The sequence below is a fragment of the Shewanella sp. SP2S2-6 genome (assembly GCF_031931965.1).
GTDB lineage: Bacteria > Pseudomonadota > Gammaproteobacteria > Enterobacterales > Shewanellaceae > Shewanella > Shewanella baltica.
The window spans coordinates 1-20,500 of record NZ_JAUOEQ010000005.1; the positions used below are offsets into that span (position 1 = coordinate 1).

The 20,500-nt window shown below is 46.0% G+C and carries 18 protein-coding genes; 15 read left to right on the plus strand and 3 right to left on the minus strand.

The window, feature by feature from the left end; genetic code table 11:
• The first annotated feature begins 548 nt into the window (after positions 1-548).
• The gene (locus Q4Q57_RS05515) at positions 549-1,328 is read left to right on the plus strand and encodes a radical SAM protein (RefSeq protein ID WP_311890099.1); all 780 of its coding nucleotides are present in this window, start codon (positions 549-551) and stop codon (positions 1,326-1,328) included.
• 75 nt (positions 1,329-1,403) lie between these two features.
• Here the strand turns inward: Q4Q57_RS05515 and Q4Q57_RS05520 are convergent, their stop codons facing one another.
• A complete protein-coding gene (locus tag Q4Q57_RS05520; RefSeq protein WP_261271782.1) occupies positions 1,404-2,270 on the minus strand; it encodes a LysR family transcriptional regulator in 867 nt (288 codons plus the stop codon).
• Positions 2,271-2,369: 99 nt separating this feature from the next.
• Here Q4Q57_RS05520 and Q4Q57_RS05525 point away from each other — a divergent pair, with 99 nt between their 5' ends.
• The 10 genes from Q4Q57_RS05525 (at position 2,370) to Q4Q57_RS05570 (ending at position 12,767) form a co-directional block, all read left to right on the plus strand.
• A complete protein-coding gene (locus Q4Q57_RS05525; protein WP_261271783.1) occupies positions 2,370-2,981 on the plus strand; it encodes a LysE family translocator in 612 nt (203 codons plus the stop codon).
• A 484-nt stretch (positions 2,982-3,465) separates the two neighbouring features.
• Entirely contained in the window at positions 3,466-3,810 is a 345-nt protein-coding gene (locus Q4Q57_RS05530) for a metalloregulator ArsR/SmtB family transcription factor (protein WP_012090298.1), read from the plus strand.
• A 55-nt stretch (positions 3,811-3,865) separates the two neighbouring features.
• Positions 3,866-4,879, plus strand: a complete 1,014-nt coding sequence (gene arsB, locus Q4Q57_RS05535) for an ACR3 family arsenite efflux transporter (protein ID WP_311890100.1) — start codon at positions 3,866-3,868, stop codon at positions 4,877-4,879.
• 47 nt (positions 4,880-4,926) lie between these two features.
• On the plus strand, positions 4,927-5,922 hold the full coding sequence (locus Q4Q57_RS05540) for a permease (RefSeq protein WP_311890101.1): 996 nt from the start codon (positions 4,927-4,929) through the stop codon (positions 5,920-5,922).
• A gap of 9 nt (positions 5,923-5,931) precedes the next feature.
• Entirely contained in the window at positions 5,932-6,168 is a 237-nt protein-coding gene (locus Q4Q57_RS05545; RefSeq protein ID WP_106648247.1) for a thioredoxin family protein, read from the plus strand.
• A gap of 189 nt (positions 6,169-6,357) precedes the next feature.
• A complete protein-coding gene (locus tag Q4Q57_RS05550; protein WP_311890102.1) occupies positions 6,358-7,371 on the plus strand; it encodes an ArsJ-associated glyceraldehyde-3-phosphate dehydrogenase in 1,014 nt (337 codons plus the stop codon).
• 9 nt (positions 7,372-7,380) lie between these two features.
• Positions 7,381-8,649 (plus strand): organoarsenical effux MFS transporter ArsJ, encoded by a 1,269-nt coding sequence (gene arsJ, locus Q4Q57_RS05555; RefSeq protein ID WP_311890103.1) that lies wholly within the window; start codon positions 7,381-7,383, stop codon positions 8,647-8,649.
• A 6-nt stretch (positions 8,650-8,655) separates the two neighbouring features.
• Positions 8,656-9,540 (plus strand): DUF2927 domain-containing protein, encoded by an 885-nt coding sequence (locus Q4Q57_RS05560; RefSeq protein WP_311890104.1) that lies wholly within the window; start codon positions 8,656-8,658, stop codon positions 9,538-9,540.
• A 117-nt stretch (positions 9,541-9,657) separates the two neighbouring features.
• A complete protein-coding gene (locus Q4Q57_RS05565) occupies positions 9,658-11,100 on the plus strand; it encodes an MBL fold metallo-hydrolase (RefSeq protein ID WP_311890105.1) in 1,443 nt (480 codons plus the stop codon).
• 290 nt (positions 11,101-11,390) lie between these two features.
• The gene (locus tag Q4Q57_RS05570) at positions 11,391-12,767 is read left to right on the plus strand and encodes an alanine/glycine:cation symporter family protein (RefSeq protein WP_106648242.1); all 1,377 of its coding nucleotides are present in this window, start codon (positions 11,391-11,393) and stop codon (positions 12,765-12,767) included.
• Between the two features lie 87 nt (positions 12,768-12,854).
• Here Q4Q57_RS05570 and Q4Q57_RS05575 read toward each other — a convergent pair whose 3' ends face one another.
• Positions 12,855-14,210: a flavohemoglobin expression-modulating QEGLA motif protein gene (locus tag Q4Q57_RS05575; RefSeq protein WP_063883966.1), complete on the minus strand. Its 1,356-nt coding sequence runs from the start codon at positions 14,208-14,210 to the stop codon at positions 12,855-12,857.
• A gap of 278 nt (positions 14,211-14,488) precedes the next feature.
• Between Q4Q57_RS05575 and Q4Q57_RS05580 the strand changes: the two genes are divergently transcribed.
• Positions 14,489-15,451 (plus strand): PDC sensor domain-containing protein, encoded by a 963-nt coding sequence (locus Q4Q57_RS05580; protein WP_006084247.1) that lies wholly within the window; start codon positions 14,489-14,491, stop codon positions 15,449-15,451.
• Positions 15,452-15,632: 181 nt separating this feature from the next.
• Here Q4Q57_RS05580 and Q4Q57_RS05585 read toward each other — a convergent pair whose 3' ends face one another.
• Positions 15,633-15,809 carry a PA3496 family putative envelope integrity protein gene (locus tag Q4Q57_RS05585; protein ID WP_006079984.1) on the minus strand — a complete coding sequence of 59 codons (177 nt, stop codon included), beginning with the start codon at positions 15,807-15,809 and terminating at the stop codon, positions 15,633-15,635.
• Positions 15,810-16,133: 324 nt separating this feature from the next.
• On the opposite strand from Q4Q57_RS05585, the gene Q4Q57_RS05590 reads away from it, so the two are divergent.
• The 3 genes from Q4Q57_RS05590 to Q4Q57_RS05600 are packed head-to-tail and all read left to right on the plus strand — an operon-like array spanning position 16,134 to position 20,461.
• Entirely contained in the window at positions 16,134-18,287 is a 2,154-nt protein-coding gene (locus tag Q4Q57_RS05590) for a CHASE domain-containing protein (RefSeq protein ID WP_311890106.1), read from the plus strand.
• Entirely contained in the window at positions 18,284-18,718 is a 435-nt protein-coding gene (locus Q4Q57_RS05595) for a response regulator (protein WP_006079986.1), read from the plus strand. Before Q4Q57_RS05590 ends, Q4Q57_RS05595 begins: the two co-directional genes overlap by 4 nt.
• A gap of 9 nt (positions 18,719-18,727) precedes the next feature.
• Entirely contained in the window at positions 18,728-20,461 is a 1,734-nt protein-coding gene (locus Q4Q57_RS05600) for a GGDEF domain-containing response regulator (protein WP_311890107.1), read from the plus strand.
• Positions 20,462-20,500 lie beyond the last annotated feature (39 nt).

Here is a 20,500-nt window from a genome sequence, read left to right on the forward strand (position 1 = left end):
CGCTTCATACGACTTCACGTCGCACGAGCAATTTCGAGTTAGTCGCGAGAAGTTGGCTAACGAAATTCTTATCTCATTGCCGCACATTTCCTCATTGATTTCCTGCTATCAGCTACTTACTTACTTAGTTAGTTAGTTAGTTAGTTAGTTAGTTAGTTAGTTAGTTAGTTAGTTAGTTAGTTAGTTAGTTAGTTAGTTAGTTCGGGCTTATATCAGGTGGAAATTTATATATATAGCCGTATTTTTATGAACCTGATTTAGAACGTTATCATACAAATATCTGCGTGCGCCATCTGACTTTAATAGCTTTAAAAATCAACATGTCATGTTGTAGTGGTGAATTTTAGAACCACACGTGAGTCATTTTTACCTGCTCCTAGAAATTTAATAACTGTGATTATTGATCACTTGTGCCGATTCAGGTGTAGATATTTGGGAAAGAGAAATATTAATCCCCAATAAATAGTCCATTAAATAAGTTCTATTAAACAGTCTATTAAGAAGATATGTAGATTATTTAGGACTATTTAGCTTACACTACACAAGGCATGTATACCCAACCGCAAAAAGCCTTTAGGGCACAAAAGCTCGACAAGGTTGAGCAGGATATTTTGGCCGTTGCTCAGTCTGGCGTCCCCGTTTCTCGGGTATTTTTGGCCGATGGCGATGCCATGAGTTTGCCCTTTGCGCGCCTCGAAGCGATTTGTGAGCTGATCAACCGCCACTTGCCGCAGGTGACTCGCATCAGCAGTTATTGTTTGCCGCGCAATCTGAATAATAAAACCCCAGAGCAACTCGCACGTCTGCGCGAACTCGGGCTGTCTTTACTCTATGTGGGTTGCGAAAGTGGCGATGACGAAGTGCTCGCCAAAATCCAAAAGGGCGAAACCTTCGAATCATCCTTAGCGGCACTGCTTAAAATCCGCGCGGCGGGGATGAAGTCATCTGTGATGATCCTTAATGGTTTAGGCGGTGTCGCGCTATCCCATCAACATGCGGTTAATTCGGCCAAGTTAATGAATGCCGCCCAGCCCGATTATTTATCCACATTGGTAGTCACTTTACCGCTAGGCACGGAGCGAATGGACGCGGTATTTGGCGGGCAATTTCAGTTGCCGGATCAAATGGGCTTGTTCCAAGAAATGCACACCTTATTGGATCATTTGGAATTAGAGCAAACGATATTTAGATCCGATCATGCCTCTAATTACCTTGTGCTAAAAGGAGTATTAGGTAAGGACAAGGCCAAATTGCTGGCACAGGTTGCACTCGCCATCAATGCGCCGCGAAGCATTCCCTTAAGGCAAGAATGGCAGCGCGGACTCTGATTGTGTCATGCGTGAGTGATGAGTCGTTAAGCTTCCACTCGGAATTGTAAGCTCATTTTATTCGGGCTTCGTGGCTTAGGTGGTTTCGGGTTGGCATAAGGAGAGGGCCTCTTCTAACCAGTTGAAGAACGCCAATTCATTGTTGCCAAGCCTTTCCGTATGACTCAACAACACATAATGATGCCCTGATGGGATAAAGCCAAATGGCGCGATGAGCCTGCCGCTTGTTAGGTCGTCAACAATCAGGGGATACGAGCCTATGGCGCCTCCGAGTCCATCAACCGCTGCCTGCAGGCAGAAATAGAAATGTTCGAAGGATTTCGACTTGTTGGTTGAGAAGTTGTGCCCCGAACGCTGTGACCAATCCGACCATGCAGAGGGCCGAGAGTCGCTATGCAGCAGGACAATATCGTCCCAGTTTTGCTGAATTTGCCGCCAATATTCAGGCGAAAACACCGGTCCAACCCACTCATTAACTAAATTGTGCTTGCTGTATTCAGGGGGGATATGAAAATCGTCTCGCCGAATGGCTAAAGATAATCCGGATTCTGCCAGTTTGACTGGCCCGCCAGCCGTCGATAACCGAACGTCTATGCCTGTTAGTTGGAAAAAACTAGCTAGCCGCGGCATTAACCAGCGCATGGTGAGTGTGGGTTCACAGGAGACCTCAAGATAATGATGGCTCTCCCGAGTCAGCTGCTTTACCCCACTATCTAAGGTGTTAAAGGCTATATCTGTGTAGCGCTTGAGCAATTCTCCTTCTTGAGTGAGACACATCCCTCGGCCTTGCTTATAAAACAATATTTGCGATAAGTGGTTTTCCAAGAGTTTTATTTGCTTACTGACCGCGCCGTGAGTGATATGCAATTTCTCTGCGGCCTGGCTGTAACTCGAGGACTCGGCCGTAATGTGAAATACATAGAATGCTTTTAAATGTCTCATATGTGACTTTTTCTCACGGTTTTAGTGCCTTCTTTTCGATTATAACTTACCAGCGACTCGATACAATTACCGCTTGCTAATAAACCCTTAGGAGCGGAAATGGAGTTATTGAGTATTGTGATATTTGGGCTGCTGATTGTGGTTAGCCCAGGTGCCGATTTTGTGTTGGTCTTTAAAAATAGTGCCATGTATGGCAGAAAAGCGGGGATGTTGACGGCCCTTGGAATTGGCGCGGGAGTTTGTGTCCATATTAGCTATTCAATCATTGGGATCAGTCAGTTAATTGCCAACAATGCCGGATTATTTAGCCTAGTGAAATATGTGGGAGCAGCGTATTTAATCTATCTTGGGATCACAGGTTTATTGACTGCCAAGCTCACCTTAGATTATGGGACTCAGCTTGTTAAACCGGTAGAAAATCGAAAGTACATTATGCAAGGATTTTTATGTAATGTACTGAATCCTAAAACGATGATTTTCTTTTTAAGTGTATTTAGCCAGCTGATTTCATCCCATAGTGACGGCTTAGGATTCGTCATCAGCTATGGTGTTTATATCGCAGTGTTACACGGGATCTGGTTCTGCATCGTTGCATATTTAGTGACATCAGCCAAAGCCACTCGAGTATTGAAACGTTTTGGTCATAGGATTAATCAGGCCTGTGGTGTGGGTCTTATAACCTTTGGTGCGATATTATCAACTAACGCTTGAAGCTGATTTCTTCCCCCCTGAGGTGATAGGTTTTAGTCCAGTTTTTAACTCGGTCTAAAGTTGACTTAAACTCACAGTTAATTCGAATGGCCTCAGGGGAGGAAGATATATTCGCTAGGGTTCCCTTAAGCCAGCATCAGATGTCTATTATGGATTGCTCAGAATGTTGAGCCAATTCATGCCACTGTGCTGGCTATCTCAAGGTTAATGGAAAGGTTAAGGAAAAAACCTAGCCAACCAATGGACGGCAAAATAAGGGCTAGCGAAACAGTGGGGCTAAAAAGGAGGGGGGATTGAGATAAGAGTGCTGTTGCTCCAAGCACTATAAGTGATATCTCCAATTTTTTATCAGGCTACAAAGTTTCACTTCAAGATCTGCTCAATCGGTCCTCTCCATCTAAATACTGCAAAAAATCACTTAACATATATGTTTTTTCATATATGCTTTATTCCATATGTAATCTGATCATTTTGGGAGCACTCGATGCAACCTGTCGCATTTTTTAAGGCACTTGCCGATGAGACTCGGCTTAAATGCCTACTGCTAATCCAGCGTGAAGGTGAATTATGTGTGTGTGAGCTGATGGCTGCGCTGTCTGAGAGTCAGCCTAAGGTCTCGCGCCACTTGGCTCAGTTGAAAAAGGCTGGGTTGTTGGTCGATAGACGCCAAGGTCAATGGGTGTTTTATCGGATCAATGCTGAGATCGCGCCTTGGTGCCAGCAGGTGCTTGGCCAAACCTGTGATGATAACGACAGCTTTTTGCAGGAGAACGTGCGTAATCTTTGTCAGATGGGCGGTCGACCCGATCGCCTTAAGGCTTGCTGCTAAGTTGAAAATAGGTGTGTGATATTTTCTATTAGGATAAGAGTTATTTGAGGCAGTTATGGGAATTTTTGAGCGTTATTTAAGTGTTTGGGTAGGGCTGAGTATTCTTGCTGGAGTTGTATTTGGGAATGTTGCACCTAGCGTATTTGCGGCCGTTGCCGCGCTAGAATTTGCTCATGTTAACTTAGTGATAGCCCTGTTTATCTGGATCATGATTTATCCCATGATGGTGCAGATTGATTTTTCCGCAGTGAAAGATGTCGGTAAAGCACCGAAAGGACTGGTGTTAACACTCATCATCAACTGGTTAGTCAAACCTTTTACTATGGCATTGTTAGGCTGGTTATTTTTCAAGTTGCTATTTGCCGACTGGGTTGATCCACAAACTGCCAGTGAATATATCGCGGGAATGATATTGCTCGGTGTGGCGCCTTGTACTGCAATGGTGTTTGTGTGGAGTCAACTGACGAAAGGTGACCCGAACTACACCTTAGTGCAAGTCTCTGTAAACGATATCATTATGGTGTTTTTATTTGCGCCACTCTCAGCATTATTACTCGGTGTGAGCGATATTCAAGTGCCATGGGAAACCCTGTTACTTTCCGTGGTCCTCTATGTGTTACTGCCTTTGATTGCCGGTGTCGCGACTCGAAAACGCCTTGAAGCTCGCCATGATGTGAGTGCTGTGCCGCAGTTGCTGACAAAGCTTAAACCTTGGTCTGTGATCGGTTTATTAGCCACTGTTGTGTTGTTATTTGGTTTTCAGGCTGAAACCATTATCTCCCAGCCACAGAACATACTGTTAATCGCTATTCCTTTGATTATTCAAAGTTATGGCATTTTTATTTTAACCTATTGGTTGGCCTTAAAACTGAAACTAACCCATGCGATTGCCGCACCTGCGAGCATGATAGGTTCTTCAAACTTTTTTGAGCTGGCGGTCGCCGTAGCCATTTCATTATTTGGTCTGCACTCGGGAGCTGCCTTAGCTACTGTGGTTGGGGTGTTGGTTGAAGTGCCTGTGATGTTGTCGCTGGTGTACTTTGCTAATCGTACGCGGCACTGGTTTTAATCTTAAGTAATAGCATGATGTAAGTCGATATTTCATTAAGGATCAATATGTTCCAAATATTTACTGATTTTGCGACTTGGCTAGTGTACGGCGTGTTTGGCTTAGAGGCGGGTTCGGCCTTGGGCGGCGCTGTGCATTTTTTTGTTGAAGATGTCAGTAAAATTTTTGTATTGCTGGTGGTGATGATTTATCTCATCGCCTTGCTGCGTGCGTCCTTAGATGTTGAGCGAGTCCGCGATTATTTAGCGGGTAAGAATAAGGGCTTGGGTTATCTGCTGGGATCGATTTTTGGTGCCATCACGCCTTTTTGTTCTTGCTCGAGTATCCCCGTCTTTTTAGGTTTTACCTCGGCCGGGATCCCCCTTGGGATCACTATGGCCTTTTTGATCACTTCTCCTTTGATCAACGAGGTCGCCGTGCTGCTGCTCATCAGTTTACTCGGCTGGAAATTTACCTTGCTATATGTGGTTGTGGGCATGACAGTGGGTGTGCTCGGCGGATTATTGTTAGATGCGATGAAGGCCGAACGTTGGTTGCAATCCTTCGCCGCCGAAGCCCTCGTCCGTGGGCGCCAAATGGCGGTATCTGATACCGTTTCTACCGCTGCGCGGGTCTTATCTTTTTCTGAACGGCATCAATTTGCCAAAGCTGAGGCGGTTGAGATTTTTGGCCGAGTCTGGAAGTGGGTCATTATCGGCGTGGGTCTTGGCGCTGCCTTGCACGGTTTTGTGCCTGAGGGTTGGGTTGAAACCCATTTAGGTCAAGGTCAATGGTGGTCTGTGCCTGCGGCAGTGTTAGTCGGTATTCCTCTGTATTCGAACGCGACGGGCATCATTCCTGTGATGGAAAGTTTGCTGGCGAACGGTCTACCAATTGGTACTACGCTAGCGTTTTGCATGAGCACAGTGGCTGCCAGTTTCCCCGAATTTATTTTACTGAAACAAGTGATGCAGTGGCGCCTGTTGGCGCTGCTGTTGGTTGTGCTATTGACGGCATTTACGTTAGTAGGTTGGATTTTTAATTTTGCAGTACCGTATCTTTAAGGAAATAACATGAAACAAGTCAAAGTATTAGGTAGTGGTTGCGCTAAATGTAGTAAAACCGCCGAGATGATTGCGGACATATCAGAAGAAATGGGCGTGGATGCGATTGTGAAAAAGGACACAGATCCGCAAACCCTGTTGAAATTTAAAGTGATGAAAACGCCTGCGGTCGTGATCGATGGTGAGTTAATCCACAGCGGCTCAGTACCGACCCGAGATGAAATTGAAGGATGGCTAAGGGAGTAAATTAGCCGCCATTATCGTTGAGCAAGACTTGCTTGTGGCCTAGTAATAATCGTCGTTAACAAGATGCGCCATTGTCATCCACTAGGGTTGGCAATGGCGATGTTATCACTTAAGTAAAAAGTCCGTCTTATTCATAACATATTAAAAATTAACAATATAAATTTAAAATCAACATATTGGGATATCATCATGGCAATCAAAATCGGCATTAATGGCTTCGGCCGTATGGGGCGTTTAGCACTGCGCGCGGCATGGGACTGGGATGAGGTGGAGTTTGTGCAGATCAACGATCCCGCAGGCGACGCCCATACATTGGCACATTTACTCGAGTTTGATTCTGTCCATGGCCGTTGGCGTTATCCAGTGACGGCGAATGCCGATGCGATCCAGATCCAAGATAAAGCCATTCGCACCACGCGCAATAAAGCCATTGCCGAGACCGATTGGTCGGGATGCGATGTAGTGATTGAAGCCTCTGGGGTGATGAAAACCAAAGCCTTACTGCAAGCTTATTTAGATCAAGGTGTTAAGCGGGTGGTTGTCACTGCTCCCGTGAAAGAAGAGGGCGTGTTAAATGTGGTGATGGGCGTGAACCATCAACTATACGATCCTGCCATTCATCCCATAGTGACCGCCGCATCTTGTACCACTAATTGCCTTGCGCCTGTGGTGAAAGTGATCCATGAGCAGATAGGCATCAAACACGGTTCTATGACCACTATCCACGATATTACTAACACCCAAACCATTCTCGATGCGCCGCATAAAGATTTACGCCGCGCCCGCGCCTGTGGTTTGAGTTTAATCCCAACCACCACGGGCAGCGCGACTGCGATTACCCATATTTTCCCTGAGCTTAAGGGCAAGCTTAATGGTCACGCCGTGCGGGTGCCACTGGCTAATGCTTCGCTGACCGATTGTGTGTTCGAGCTTGAGCGCGCCGTTACCGAAGCGGAAGTGAATGCGCTACTTAAAACCGCCGCCGAGGGTGAGCTTAAGGGGATTTTAGGCTATGAAGAGCGGCCGCTGGTGTCGGTGGATTACAAAACCGATCCGCGATCGAGCATTGTAGATGCGCTCTCGACCATGGTGGTGAATGGCACTCAACTTAAGCTCTATGTGTGGTACGACAATGAATGGGGCTACGCTAACCGTACGGCTGAGCTCGCCCGTTTAGTCGGCCAGCTTGATTTGCCGCGCTAGGAGAGCTTAATGTCTGCCGCCAAGCACTTTGATCAACTAATGCAATTGCCCGCTGCTGTGCGGCAATATTTGCTGATCACCTTCAATTATTGGAGTTTTACCTTAACCGATGGCGCACTGCGGATGTTAGTGGTGCTGCATTTTCACGACCTTGGCTACAGTCCGCTAGCGATCGCTATGCTGTTTTTGTTCTACGAGATTTTTGGCGTAGTGACCAATCTACTGGGCGGCTATCTTGGTGCGCGTTTAGGGTTAAATCGCACCATGAACGTGGGCCTTGGGATGCAAGTGTTTGCCTTAGCCATGTTATTAGTGCCGGCGGCGAGTTTACCTTTGTGGCTCGCCGGCGTGCCTTGGGTGATGGCGGCGCAGGCGTTATCTGGAGTAGCTAAAGATCTCAATAAGATGAGCGCCAAAAGCGCGATCAAACTGCTAGTGCCAAAAGGCGAGCAGGGCAAGCTTTATAAGTGGGTTGCCTTGTTAACGGGTTCTAAAAATGCCCTCAAGGGTGCGGGATTTTTCCTCGGCGGCGTTTTGCTTGCCTTACTTGGGTTTGAGCTGGCGATCGCCACTATGGCGAGCATGCTTGGACTCGTATGGTTACTCAGTCTAGTGATGCTGAAAAAGGATTTAGGTAAAGCCAAGAATAAACCCAAATTTACGGAGATTTTCTCTAAGAGTCGCAGTGTGAACATTCTCTCGGCGGCACGATTATTCCTGTTTGCCGCCAGAGATGTGTGGTTTGTAGTGGCGCTGCCTGTGTATCTGGCGAGTAAATTTGGCTGGGATCATTGGGCGGTGGGCGGCTTTTTAGCTGTGTGGGTTATTGGCTATGGCATAGTGCAAACCTTGGCACCTAAGATCACAGGGAATCATGAACACCAAAGCTTAGCAGTCGGTGCTGTACCCGATGGTCGCAGCGCGTTAATTTGGGCCAGTTTGCTGGCCTTTGTGCCAGCGCTGATTGCCTGCGCGATACAGTTTAGTTTTTATCCCGAGGCCAGTTTGTTGTTGGGTCTCATGTTATTTGGTGCCCTGTTTGCGGTGAACTCATCGCTGCACAGTTACTTGATTGTGAGTTACGCCAGTGAAGATGCGGTGTCACTGGATGTGGGTTTCTATTACATGGCCAATGCTATGGGGCGTTTAGTCGGCACTGTGCTGTCTGGCTTAGTGTATCAAGCCTATGGTTTAGCTGCCTGTTTGTGGATTTCGACCGCTTTTATCGGCATCACTGCGATGATTTCGATTAAGTTACCTCGGCAAGCTGTGGAATAAGTGCTAATGCAAACGTGGCTCAAGGCATCAACACATAACTACAAAGGGTTAATGTTACCTGCGTGTCGGCGTTTTTGGCGCAGCCTGTGTATGAGTTTAGGCTTGTGCTTAAGTTTGTTAGCCTTACCTCTTTACGCCGCTCAAACGCAGCCCGCGTTAATTCCGACATTAACACCAGCAAGTGATTGGAAAAACTTAACTTACATTACCCAAGCTTTTAGTGAAATTGCCCTTAAAAATGAGTATGACGTGGCGAAACACCGGGTGCGTAAGTGGCGCATTCCGGTACGAGTGTTTGTCGAACACCAAGTGGGCGACAGGGCGCTGCACACTCAATTAGTACGGATGCACTTAGCGCACTTAGCCGAGATTACGGGTCATGATATTCAGCTGGTGGATACGCTCTTGGATGCAAATCTGCACTTAGTGTTTACCCGTCAATCCCAATGGGAGAGCGAGGTTACCCGCTTAATGGGGCCAAGTTCCGCGAAAAATGTCCACGGCTCAGTGTGTATGGCCAAGTTTGCCCTTAATGCTAAGAGTGAAATTGAACGCGCATGGGTGATCATTCCCGTTGATCAGGCGCAAATGCACGGTAAGTTAGTGGCTTGCGTAGTTGAGGAAATTACTCAAGTGCTCGGGCTGCCCAATGATTCTGAAAAAGTATTCCCCTCCATTTTTAACGATAAAACCCCGCAGGATTTACTTACAGGGCTCGATTTCATTCTGCTTAAATTGCTCTATAGCCCGAATATTCGCGCTGGTATGACGGCCGCTGAGGTCAAAGCGCCATTGCTGTTCTTGCTCGAACAATGGCAGCGTGATGGCACCCTAATCCATGCCGATAAAACCGTGCGTCAAGGCCAGTTATACCCTTTATTAGGTTATTGATGTTTGAGTGTTACTGCGAAAGTTGACATTGCTCGCATGCGACCAATTAATCCTTTTTCTTTGAGTAATAAGGGCATAGTCTAGCTTTATACAAGGTAAAAACGTTGGAGGGACACCATGCGAATGACACTGCAGTTTTTAGGGGCGACAGAGGAAGTGACCGGCTCATGTCATTTGCTCTCGATCGATCATGAACACTTATTACTCGATTGTGGTTTGATCCAAGGTGGTAAAGCGGATGAACTGCGTAATCATGATCCCTTCGCCTTCGACCCTGAGTCTATTTCCGCTGTTGTGCTCAGCCATGCCCATATCGACCATTCAGGGCGTTTACCTCTCTTAGTCAAAGCGGGTTTTGATGGGCCTATCTATACCCATAAAGCCACGGCAGAACTGTGCGCCATCATGCTTAAAGATGCCGCTATGCTACAGAGCCGCGACACCGAAAGGGTCAATAAAAAGCGCGCTAAACATGATCTTGACCCTCTTGAGCCACTGTTCACCGTTGAAGATGCCGAACAGGCCATCACCCAATTTGTGCCGCTGGAATACGGTCAAGTCACTCGGGTTATTCCCCATGTGGATATTTGCCTCTCAGATGCGGGACATATTTTAGGTTCGGCCTTAGTCGAGCTGTGGTTAGGCGAAGGTAAGTCCCAGAAGAAAGTCATCTTCAGTGGCGATCTTGGCCGTGCGGGTATGCCGATATTACGTAATCCGACCTTAGTGGATACGGCGGATTTAGTGTTAATGGAAAGCACCTACGGTAATCGTTTCCACCGCAGTTGGACCGATACCCTTGCCGAGTTGAAGGATATTTTTGCTAAGACAGTCAACGAGAGCCAAGGCAATATCTTGCTGCCAGCTTTCTCGGTTGGACGGGCGCAGGAGTTATTATATCTTTTTCATTTATATGCTAAAGAATGGGATCTCGGTCGCTGGAAAATCTGCCTAGACAGCCCCATGGCGATTGAGGCGACGCGGGTGTACGTCAATAATTATCCGTTAATGGATGAGGATTTTAAACGCTTTACCCGCCAACATCCTGGGCAGCATCCGCTGTTGTCGAATGTCGAGTTTATCCAGACGACCGAAGAGTCGATGGCGCTGAACGAAGTGCATAAGGGATTGATCATTATCGCGGGTAGCGGCATGTGTAACGGTGGACGTATTCGTAGCCACTTAGAGCATAATCTATGGCGACCTGAATGCGATGTGATTATCTGTGGTTATCAAGCCCTTGGCACACCAGGGCGTGCCTTGGTTGACGGTGCTGAGGAGCTGACTATCCATGGCAATAGTATTAAAGTTGCGGCTAAGTTACACACAGTGGGCGGGCTTTCTGCCCATGCAGATCAAGCTGAATTATTGCGTTGGTATCGCCATTTTGAAGGCCAACCGCCGCTGATTTTAGTCCACGGTGAACCCGACGCGCAGCATGGATTGGTCGATGTGATTAACCAAGACCCTAAGACTAAACCTCAAGCTACTGCGATAGCGACCCACGGCGACAGGTTAGATTTAACCGCGCTGCCACAGTTAGTGTGGAAACCAGCTTAAGTTAACTATTCTACATAGCCGCGTACTGCTCGATAGACTCCCTGCATCATCATTGCGGGGAGTTTTTATTTGTGTTGCAAATCAATACCTCACCGCTCGGCAACGACTCTGTTCACTAATCGATTCCAGATAAATTCGCAGATGATTTAGATTTCCAATTGTTAACTATTCGTTGTAATCTGAGATGCAACTGTTAGATTGGCTCCTTGATATGTCGTATACGTTAGGCCAAGTCCTAATCCGATATAGTCAGTCAAACTATAACAATAACAAGCAATCACGAGGTTTGAATGGAAGCGATTACGGAGTTTGTTGGCCTGATTAATGGCTTTGTCTGGGGCACACCTATGTTGGTGATGATCTTAGGCGTTGGTTTGTTTCTTTCCCTCGGGCTGAGATTGATGCCCATTCTGAAATTAGGCACAGGCTTTAAGTTACTCTGGTCTGGCCGTATTCCCGACAAAGATAAAAATGTGAAAGGAGATGTGAGCCCGTTTAATGCGCTGATGACTTCCCTTTCAGCCACCATTGGTACGGGTAATATTGCAGGTGTGGCGACGGCGATTTTTGTCGGTGGCCCTGGCGCGTTATTTTGGATGTGGTGCACCGCATTAGTGGGTATGGCGACTAAGTATTCTGAGGCCGTGCTGGCGGTGAAATTCCGCGAAGTCGACGACAATGGCAACCATGTCGGTGGCCCTATGTATTACATTAAAAATGGTCTCGGCAAGAAGTGGGCTTGGTTGGGCACATTGTTTGCGATTTTTGGATCACTCGCTGGCTTTGGTATTGGTAACACAGTGCAAGCCAACTCAGTGGCGGCAGCATTAAGCAGTAACTTCGGCGTTCCAGCTTGGATTTCTGGCGTGATAATGATGCTGCTTGTAGGTGCAGTATTGATGGGCGGCATTAAGCGAATCGCTGAAGTTGCCGGTAAGTTAGTGCCATTTATGACGATTTTTTATATCACTGCTGGCCTTGGTGTATTGGTGGTGCATATTCAAGATGTGCCAGCGGCGTTTGCCCTCATTATTCACAGTGCTTTTAATCCTGTCGCAGCCCAAGGCGGTTTCGCGGGCGCAGCTGTGTGGGCGGCGATTCGTTTTGGTGTGGCGCGCGGCGTATTCTCCAACGAAGCGGGTTTAGGTAGTGCGCCGATAGCCCATGCTGCGGCACAAACCAATAATCCTGTGGCGCAGGGGCTGGTGGCTATGCTCGGCACCTTTATCGATACGATCGTGGTCTGCTCGATTACAGGGTTGGCCATTGTGGTTTCAGGCTCTTGGACCTCAGGTGAGAATGGCGCTGCGCTGACGTCATACGCTTTCTCCCATGCTTTGCCTCTGGGTAATTATATCGTCGCCATCGCCTTGTCTATCTTTGCCTTTACCACCATTATTGGCTGGAGTTTTTACAGCGAAAAATGTGTGCAGTATCTCTTTGGTATCAAAGCGGTAAAACCTTTTAGGTTGCTATGGACCATAGCCGTGCCACTAGGCGCGGTGAGTTCATTGGATTTTATCTGGTTATTGGCTGATACCTTAAACGCCATGATGGCCATTCCTAACTTAATCGCCTTGGCACTGTTAAGCCCTGTGGTCTTTGGTTTAACGCGGGAATACTTCATTAAAAAGCGTGCCGATGAAGCAGCAAAGGCCCAATCTTAATCTGATGAATAAAGTTGAATCACGTTAGAATAAAAAAAGCTCACCTAGTTGTGAGCTTTTTTCATTTAAATTAATAATCTTTACGTATTAATCCGAGTTGTTATCGAACTCAGTATCGTCGAGTAACTCAAAGGTTGGTTCGACGTTTGGTAAGTCTTTAAACAGGCGAGTGAAGTGACGTTGTACGCCTTTCAAATCGATTCCCGCGAGACCTGAAGCAAAACCAAACCAAGCATAAAGACCACTAAAGTTATCGAACATGGGCGGCAAATATTTCGGTGTCGTCAGTATGCCCTCTTGGCAAGCTTGGTATAACACTGGGATATCTTCGATCGCCAATTTACCGAGGAATAACATAGGGATAAGTTCGGGAAGGCCCGAGGTGATAGCACTGCGGATAAAGTTAATGTTTTCCACATAGCCGCGCACATAGGAAATATCCTTAGTGAAGAAGCTGCCGCCTTCTACCATACCCCCACGGAAAACCCTTTGGGTGACGCGATAACTGTCGGTCGCGCTCAGGTTTAATCCTCTGAAATAATTAAATACTTCAATAAAGTCGGCGCCATTTTCTGCCATATCGACCGCGGCGACACGGTCGCTAATACGCCGAGCTCGTCCCGGATTTGAACTTAGGGTCAGCATTTCCAGTAAAACAGCTAAACCCTCTTGAGTCGCGGCTACTCGCGGCGAACCGACACTGAGCCAAGTGGCGTGGGGTTGGGCTCGACCATTGAGCGTTGTGCCGACATGCACCCAACCTTCGTGAACCTCGTATACATTGAGATCTGATTCGCTGAACATGGCTTTGCTATTGAGCTTAACGGTATCGCCACCCACAGCGGCATCGGAGACGATACCGTCACTGAGGCGCACACGCATGTCATCGCTATGGAAATATTTCTCTAAACGTTGACTGAGTACGTGAACCGCTTCGGGTGCGCTAATAATCTTAGGGTGATGTTTATTCATGTGTCTCGCTGCCGGCAGCGAGAAGATATAACTGAGTTTATCGCCTAACTGTCGCAGCGTATGACGATCGCCGTGCAATCTGTGACTCGCGCTGCCGTATAATTCTTGGCTAAGTTTACCAAAGGTCGGCGTGCCTCTGTTTTCGAGCATATCGACCACAAGGCGATATTGATCGACGTTAGCCACCAATATCTTGCCGAGTTTATCCCGTTTACCTAAACGTCTATGGATATCCTGTTTTAGGGAGGCGAGTTCTGCGTGGGTTTTGACGGGGTCAAAAGGTAAGGCAATGTTTTGATAGAACTCTTGCTTGATAGCCGGTAGTACAGTGCCCTTATTTGAGAGAAAACGCTCCTCCATTTCCCGCGGCCATTTGATGGCATCTAAGATTTTTATTGGCGTTTGGATGCGAATTAATTCATCGGAAAAACGGCGTAGATCTTGTTGATATTGGGCTAACGACTCAGACATTCCCGTATATCCTGCAGGTAATTTCAGCGAGAGAGATGTGGCTAATCATAGCCTTAAACCTCATTTATTCATATTGATTCGCAGGCTAGCTGAGGAAATATACCGATTACATAAATTAACTGTTATCGGTTTTGTGAATCATTTTGGTGCACCTGTGACTATTATAGCGCTGTGTGCATTGGATATAAATTAGTAACTATTTGTTTAATATTATTTTATTAATATGGCATTAAAGCTGCTTTGTTTTGGACTTAGCAATCGGTTGATTGGAGTTAAACATGGCAGCGATGAGTTATTTGAGTGTGATCGAGCGGTATCACGAATACGAAGCCACAGTGCATGAACTGATGGAATCGATTTTAACAGGGATTGCCGACGCCGAGTTATTTAAACAACCTAAGGTCGATGTCAAAGCGATGAAAGGAATCGCGAAGAGCTATCCCTTTGTCGAGCTGATGTATTTACTCGATAGCCAAGGCTTGCAGATAAGTCAGAATATCGCCGTGGTAGACCACCAAATTGAGTTAATTCCGTTAGGTGGCAATCGTGATCGAAGCCAACGACCCTATTTCATTAATCGTGATGAGTCCGATGGCGTCAACATTACACGTCCCTATTTATCCAATGCCAGTGGTAATTTATGCCTTTCCGCCTCTTTAGCGATTTATCAACAGGAGCAAAAACTGGGTTATTTAGTGGTGGATGTGGACTTGACCCGTTTGATTGAATTTATGATGGGCGACAGTGCACGGCGGCGCGTAACGCCAGCATTTAAAGCGGTTTATGGCGTGATAGTGGCAGGGTTGTTTGTGCTGGTTACTGTATTACTCTGGACCGCATTGCGGGATATTTACGGACTCTTTACGGTCGAGCGAATTGGCCAAGATCCGCTGCAACCTTTTGGGATCATTATCTTTATGACGTTAGCTTTAGCGATTTTTGATCTCGGGAAAACCATTCTCGAAGAAGAAGTGCTAATGCATAAGGATATCTTTCGCCACAGCTCAACGCGGCGAACCATTACACGGTTTGTGTCTACCATCCTTATTGCCATTTCCATTGAGGCGTTATTGACTATGTTCAAGGCGTCACTCGGTGAGAAACAATATATTGAACCCGCAATTTGGATGATGTTAGCCGTAGTTGGTTTACTCGTAGGATTAGGTGCTTACGTTTATTTAGGCGCTAAGGCCGAATGGTTGCTGATTAAAACTCAAGCCTATAAAAGCGGTAAAAAGTGACTGTGAAACTGCAGCGTTTAATGTGGGCATAAGATGGTTAAACAAAGTCTCACCCAGCACTGAGGGCTGGGTGAGATATTAGGTCTGAGTGGACACGAACTGTGTGAGTTCTAGATGAACACTCTGCGATTTAACGCAGCATCACCCTAATTTTGCCCACTAGATAGTGAGATCAAATAGGCTAGAAAAAATCGTCATCTCCTAATGCACGCTTTAACTCCGCCCGTTCGAGGTAGTCTTCTAAACGCTTTTTGACTTCACGTCTATGTTGCATTGCCTCGGCAGCTTTGCTGTTTCTCGGTGTGGTCATTGCCTCAAGTTCAGTATCGTTGGGCACGACTTCAGTAATATGAGCCATAACGAATTCCTCTTGTTGTTCCTAACGACTTTCTAACTAAAAAGAGTAGGGTAGAAAAGCAAATAATTTTGTGAGTCAGGGTGAAAAATTCTTCCCGTGTGCCGGATGATTCAGCTTGCCGCTGTTTGGCTTAAGCCTGAGGCTACAATTGGATATTTGATTAATTCAGTTCTTGCTTATTTTGTGATTGAGAGCACAACAGTGTCATCGATATATTCGGGTTAATTCCGAGTTAAATAGTAGGATAAACTTGAATTTAGACATATTTACAACAACACTTGTAACTGTGTTTATTGCTGATAGTTTGCTAGGGAATTGGCTCAAATGGACAAGGATGAGTTTTCTAAACTGCATAGCCCATCAAATAATATCTATTTTAGCGTGCTGAGCTCTAGCTGGCTGATGATTATCGCTGCTTTACTTTTCATGGGCATTTCCTGGTATGTGCTGGAGCAATATCTTAGAGATAGGGGTGAAGAGCGTTTCGAAAACAGTGTGCAAGAGTTAACCGAAGCGGTGAATCGCAGAATGCTTGCCTATGAGCAAGTCTTACGCGGTGGTGTTGGCTTGTTATTATCTTCAAATGATGTGACCCGAAAGGAGTGGCAAACCTATGTTGTCAATGCGCATTTATCTGAGTATTACCCAGGTTTTCAAGGCCTTGGCTATGCTCAGTTACTTAAGCCTGACACATTAGATAACCATGTCCAACACGTTCAGGCCGAAGGCTTTAAAGATTATAAAGTATACCCAGAAGGCGTACGTGATCAGTATTGCGTGATCTTGTATTTAGAGCCTTTTGATTGGCGCAATCAAAGAGCCTTTGGTTATGACATGTGTTCCGAGGCTAATCGGCGCAAAGCCATAGATCACGCCATTAGCACTGGCCAGCCAACTATCTCAGGCAAGGTGGCCTTAGTTCAAGATACGCCCGAAGATGCTCAAGCGGGTTTCTTGATGTATTTACCCATTTATCAAGGAACGGTGGCAACGGAGGTTGAACGGAAACAACAGGCGATTGGACTCGTATATGCGGCGTTTAGGATGGACGACCTCATGCAAGGGATTATGGGAGATCGATTCTCAGGTTTGAAACTTGCTATTTATGAAAACCCGCAGGCAAATGCAGACAGTTTAATGTTCACTAGCAGTAAAGTACTGCCAAATCAAAAAGATGTGTTTTATCAGTCACAGACCGACTTGATTGGCGGTAGGCAGTGGCGCTTGGACATTTCATCACAATCGCGTTTTATCTCAAGATCGGAAGAGACCCAAGGTATCTGGCTGCAATTTATCGGTTGTGCATTCATTTTGGCATTGTTTTACTCGGTGCTAATCATGGCGCGTAATCGATATAAAGAGTCATTACTTACCTCTGAGCTAATCGCGAATGAAAAACGCTTTAGACTCGTCATTGAAGCCTCTCCAAGCGCACTGTTTATGGTGGATAAGGCTGGAATTATTACATTGGTAAACACCCATGCCGAACGTTTATTTGGTTATGCCAGAGATGAGTTACTCGGCCGCTCTATCAATATGTTATTGCCAGACGCGCTGAGGGATGTGCACCAGCAGCACATGAATAATTACTTAGTGCAGCCGATTGCGAAAAATATGTCGATGCGGGATGACTTATTTGGCTGTTGTAAAGATGGCAGTCGACTCGCGATAGAAGTGGGGCTGACGCCTATTCATTTCAGTAATGGCATTTTCATTCTTGCGACAATTAACAATGTGTCTGAACGTAAGCGCATTGAAGTTCAGCGTGCAGAACACATGCAAGAGCTTGAGCGCATCAATCAAGAACTCGACCGTTTTGCCTATATCGCTTCCCATGATTTGAAATCCCCGCTACGGGGTATCGAGCAGTTAACCTCTTGGCTAACAGAGGATTTATCCGATAACACCAATGAAAATGTGCAGAAATATCTCGGGCTGATCCAAAGCCGTATTCACCGCATGGTGTTATTGCTCGATGGGCTATTGATGTTCTCCCGTATTGGCCGTGTCGATACTGAAACCACTGAGGTCAACAGTCGGCAACTGGTTGAAGATATGTTTGCGCTCGTTGCGCCACCTCAGGGGTTCGAATTAGTCCTCAAAGGGGAGTTTCCGAACTTCCATACCGTTCGCGCCTTGTTGGAATTAGTGATACGAAATTTAATCAGTAATGCCATTAAGCACCATGACTTAGTTACAGGTGTCATTACCGTTTTATGTGAGAGTACAAGTAAACATTATCTATTCAGTGTGTTGGATGATGGGCCAGGTATTTCGAGTGCCTATCAGAATAAAGTCTTCGAAATGTTTCAAACACTTAAACCTAGAGATGAAGTCGAAGGCAGTGGTTTAGGTTTATCACTTGTGAAGAAAACAGTTGAAAGTTTAGGCGGTAATATTCAACTCAAATCGCAGGGTAGAGGCTGTTGTTTTTACTTTACTTGGCCTAAGCACATAGTGAAAAAGGAGCTTTTATGAGAGCAGCAGATCAATATCAACAGGTCACTATTTTATTAGTTGATGACGATGATGTGGATTACATGGCCGTGCAGCGGGCGATGAGACAGCTTAGGTTACTCAATCCTTTAGTGCGCGCACGGGATGGCATTGAGGCACTCGCAATTCTCACCAGCTTAGACACAATTAAAGGCCCGTATCTAATTTTACTCGACCTTAATATGCCAAGAATGAATGGCTTTGAGTTTCTTGAGCGGATACGTTCAGATCCTTCACTTTCATCATCTGTCGTTTTTATGCTCACGACGTCGAGTACCGATGAAGATAGAATGAAGGCCTATAGTCATCATGTGGCTGGCTACATGGTTAAAACTGACATAAAAGACGGTTTTAACAATATTTTTAACATGCTTGAAGGTTACTGGCGAATAGTCGAGCTCCCATCCGCATAAGGTGAGTATATGGATTTACTACTGATCGATGATGATGAAGTCGATAGAACGGCAATTATCCGAGCACTTAGACAGTCGAAATTGACGTTTAATGTGATCGAAGCAAATTGTGCATTTGATGGGTTAAATCTTGCTTTAGAACGCCATTTCGATGGCATTCTATTGGATTATTTATTGCCCGATGCCAATGGGTTAGAAGTGTTGATTAAGCTCAATGCCATGACGCAAGACCAGACTGTGGTCGTGATGCTGAGTCGCTATGAAGATGAGAAACTGGCCCAGCGCTGTATTGAATTAGGTGCGCAGGATTTTCTGCTCAAGGATGAGGTTAATTCGCGGATACTAACCCGTGCGATTCGCTACGCAAAACAAAGATCTTCAATGGCATTGGCGTTACGTAATAGCCATCAAAAACTCAAAGAGCTGGCCGAGCACGACTCGCTCACTAAGTTGGTTAATCGTTATGGCTTTGAACTGTGTCTGAATCGAGCGATCGCAAGGGCGAAACGTTGCCACGATTATTTAGCCGTTATCTTACTCGATCTCGATGATTTTAAAGCGATCAATGACACTTTAGGCCACCAAACTGGTGATGTGCTGTTAGTTCAAGTGGCGGCCAGATTAAGTGAAGTGCTGCGCGATGGCGATATTATTGCCCGCTTAGGCGGGGACGAATTTGTCGTACTGGTGACGGATAACGATTATAAATATTTCCCCATGATAGTGGCCAATCGACTGCTAAAAGTCTTTGAGGACGTGTTTTGTCTCGGTGATAACGACGTGCTTATTGGTGCCAGTATCGGTGTGGCTTTTTATAATGAAGCGGCTTCGAATAGTTCTGAATTGATGAAATGCGCCGATATTGCCATGTATCGCGCTAAAAAGATGGGCCGAAATCAGATACAGTTTTATTCCGAAGCCTTAGATAAAGAGGTGCGCTACCGTAATCATATCGAGTCAAGTTTGCGTATGGCCTTAAAAAGACATGAGTTTAAGGTCCATTATCAGGCACAGGTTAATGCGAAAACCCATCAGTTGGTGGGGATGGAAGCCCTTATCCGATGGCAGCATCCAGTGGATGGCATTATCGCCCCCGATCAATTTTTACCTATTGCTGACGAAATTGGCTTAATGGATGACATTGATGATTGGGTGCTTGAACAAGCCTGCACCCAAGCTCAGATTTGGTTATCCCAGTTACAGCCTTTAGGCCAAGAATTTACTATTGCAGTTAACCTCTCCGCCTCTCAAATAGGCAATGAGAACCTATTCGATAAAATAGTGCATATATTGACTAAGACAGGCTTGCCTGCTGGAGCATTAGAGCTTGAAATTACAGAGAATTGCCTCATTGAAGATCCCCATGAACATGCCAAAGTGCTCGATAGAATCGCCGGATTAGGGGTGCGTTTTGCCCTCGATGATTTCGGGACGGGTTTTTCGTCATTAGAACACATCAAACTGTTTCCGATCAGCGTGCTGAAAATCGATAAAAGCTTTGTCGCTTCCTACGATAAGGATGAAAAAGACACCCGATTGCTCGCTGCTTTACTCAACTTTGCCTATGGGTTTAATGTTATTTCTGTGGCGGAGGGTGTTGAAACGTTTGAGCAAGCAGAGTTTTGTACTGCTCGCCATTGCACTGTTTTACAAGGGTATTTATTCTCGCGCCCCTTAGATGCCGCGGCGTTTGAGGCCAAGTATATTCTGCCACTACTAACCCAAACTCAGCTCCCAGTGTGAGAGGTCTCGAACTATTTCAATAGCATAGTGATTTCGTCT

What these genes read in the sequence shown, in the direction of transcription:
- Q4Q57_RS05540 (WP_311890101.1), top strand. Translation starts at nt 4,927, where the DNA reads ATGTTCCAAATATTTACTGATTTTGCGACTTGGCTAGTGTACGGCGTG.
- Q4Q57_RS05545 (WP_106648247.1), top strand. Translation starts at nt 5,932, where the DNA reads ATGAAACAAGTCAAAGTATTAGGTAGTGGTTGCGCTAAATGTAGTAAA.
- Q4Q57_RS05570 (WP_106648242.1), top strand. Translation starts at nt 11,391, where the DNA reads ATGGAAGCGATTACGGAGTTTGTTGGCCTGATTAATGGCTTTGTCTGG.
- Q4Q57_RS05515 (WP_311890099.1), top strand. Translation starts at nt 549, where the DNA reads ATGTATACCCAACCGCAAAAAGCCTTTAGGGCACAAAAGCTCGACAAG.
- arsB (WP_311890100.1), top strand. Translation starts at nt 3,866, where the DNA reads ATGGGAATTTTTGAGCGTTATTTAAGTGTTTGGGTAGGGCTGAGTATT.
- Q4Q57_RS05520 (WP_261271782.1), bottom strand. Translation starts at nt 2,270, where the DNA reads ATGAGACATTTAAAAGCATTCTATGTATTTCACATTACGGCCGAGTCC.
- Q4Q57_RS05525 (WP_261271783.1), top strand. Translation starts at nt 2,370, where the DNA reads ATGGAGTTATTGAGTATTGTGATATTTGGGCTGCTGATTGTGGTTAGC.
- Q4Q57_RS05600 (WP_311890107.1), top strand. Translation starts at nt 18,728, where the DNA reads ATGGATTTACTACTGATCGATGATGATGAAGTCGATAGAACGGCAATT.
- Q4Q57_RS05530 (WP_012090298.1), top strand. Translation starts at nt 3,466, where the DNA reads ATGCAACCTGTCGCATTTTTTAAGGCACTTGCCGATGAGACTCGGCTT.
- Q4Q57_RS05565 (WP_311890105.1), top strand. Translation starts at nt 9,658, where the DNA reads ATGCGAATGACACTGCAGTTTTTAGGGGCGACAGAGGAAGTGACCGGC.
- Q4Q57_RS05590 (WP_311890106.1), top strand. Translation starts at nt 16,134, where the DNA reads ATGGACAAGGATGAGTTTTCTAAACTGCATAGCCCATCAAATAATATC.
- Q4Q57_RS05580 (WP_006084247.1), top strand. Translation starts at nt 14,489, where the DNA reads ATGGCAGCGATGAGTTATTTGAGTGTGATCGAGCGGTATCACGAATAC.
- Q4Q57_RS05575 (WP_063883966.1), bottom strand. Translation starts at nt 14,210, where the DNA reads ATGTCTGAGTCGTTAGCCCAATATCAACAAGATCTACGCCGTTTTTCC.
- Q4Q57_RS05595 (WP_006079986.1), top strand. Translation starts at nt 18,284, where the DNA reads ATGAGAGCAGCAGATCAATATCAACAGGTCACTATTTTATTAGTTGAT.
- Q4Q57_RS05560 (WP_311890104.1), top strand. Translation starts at nt 8,656, where the DNA reads ATGCAAACGTGGCTCAAGGCATCAACACATAACTACAAAGGGTTAATG.
- Q4Q57_RS05585 (WP_006079984.1), bottom strand. Translation starts at nt 15,809, where the DNA reads ATGGCTCATATTACTGAAGTCGTGCCCAACGATACTGAACTTGAGGCA.
- Q4Q57_RS05550 (WP_311890102.1), top strand. Translation starts at nt 6,358, where the DNA reads ATGGCAATCAAAATCGGCATTAATGGCTTCGGCCGTATGGGGCGTTTA.
- arsJ (WP_311890103.1), top strand. Translation starts at nt 7,381, where the DNA reads ATGTCTGCCGCCAAGCACTTTGATCAACTAATGCAATTGCCCGCTGCT.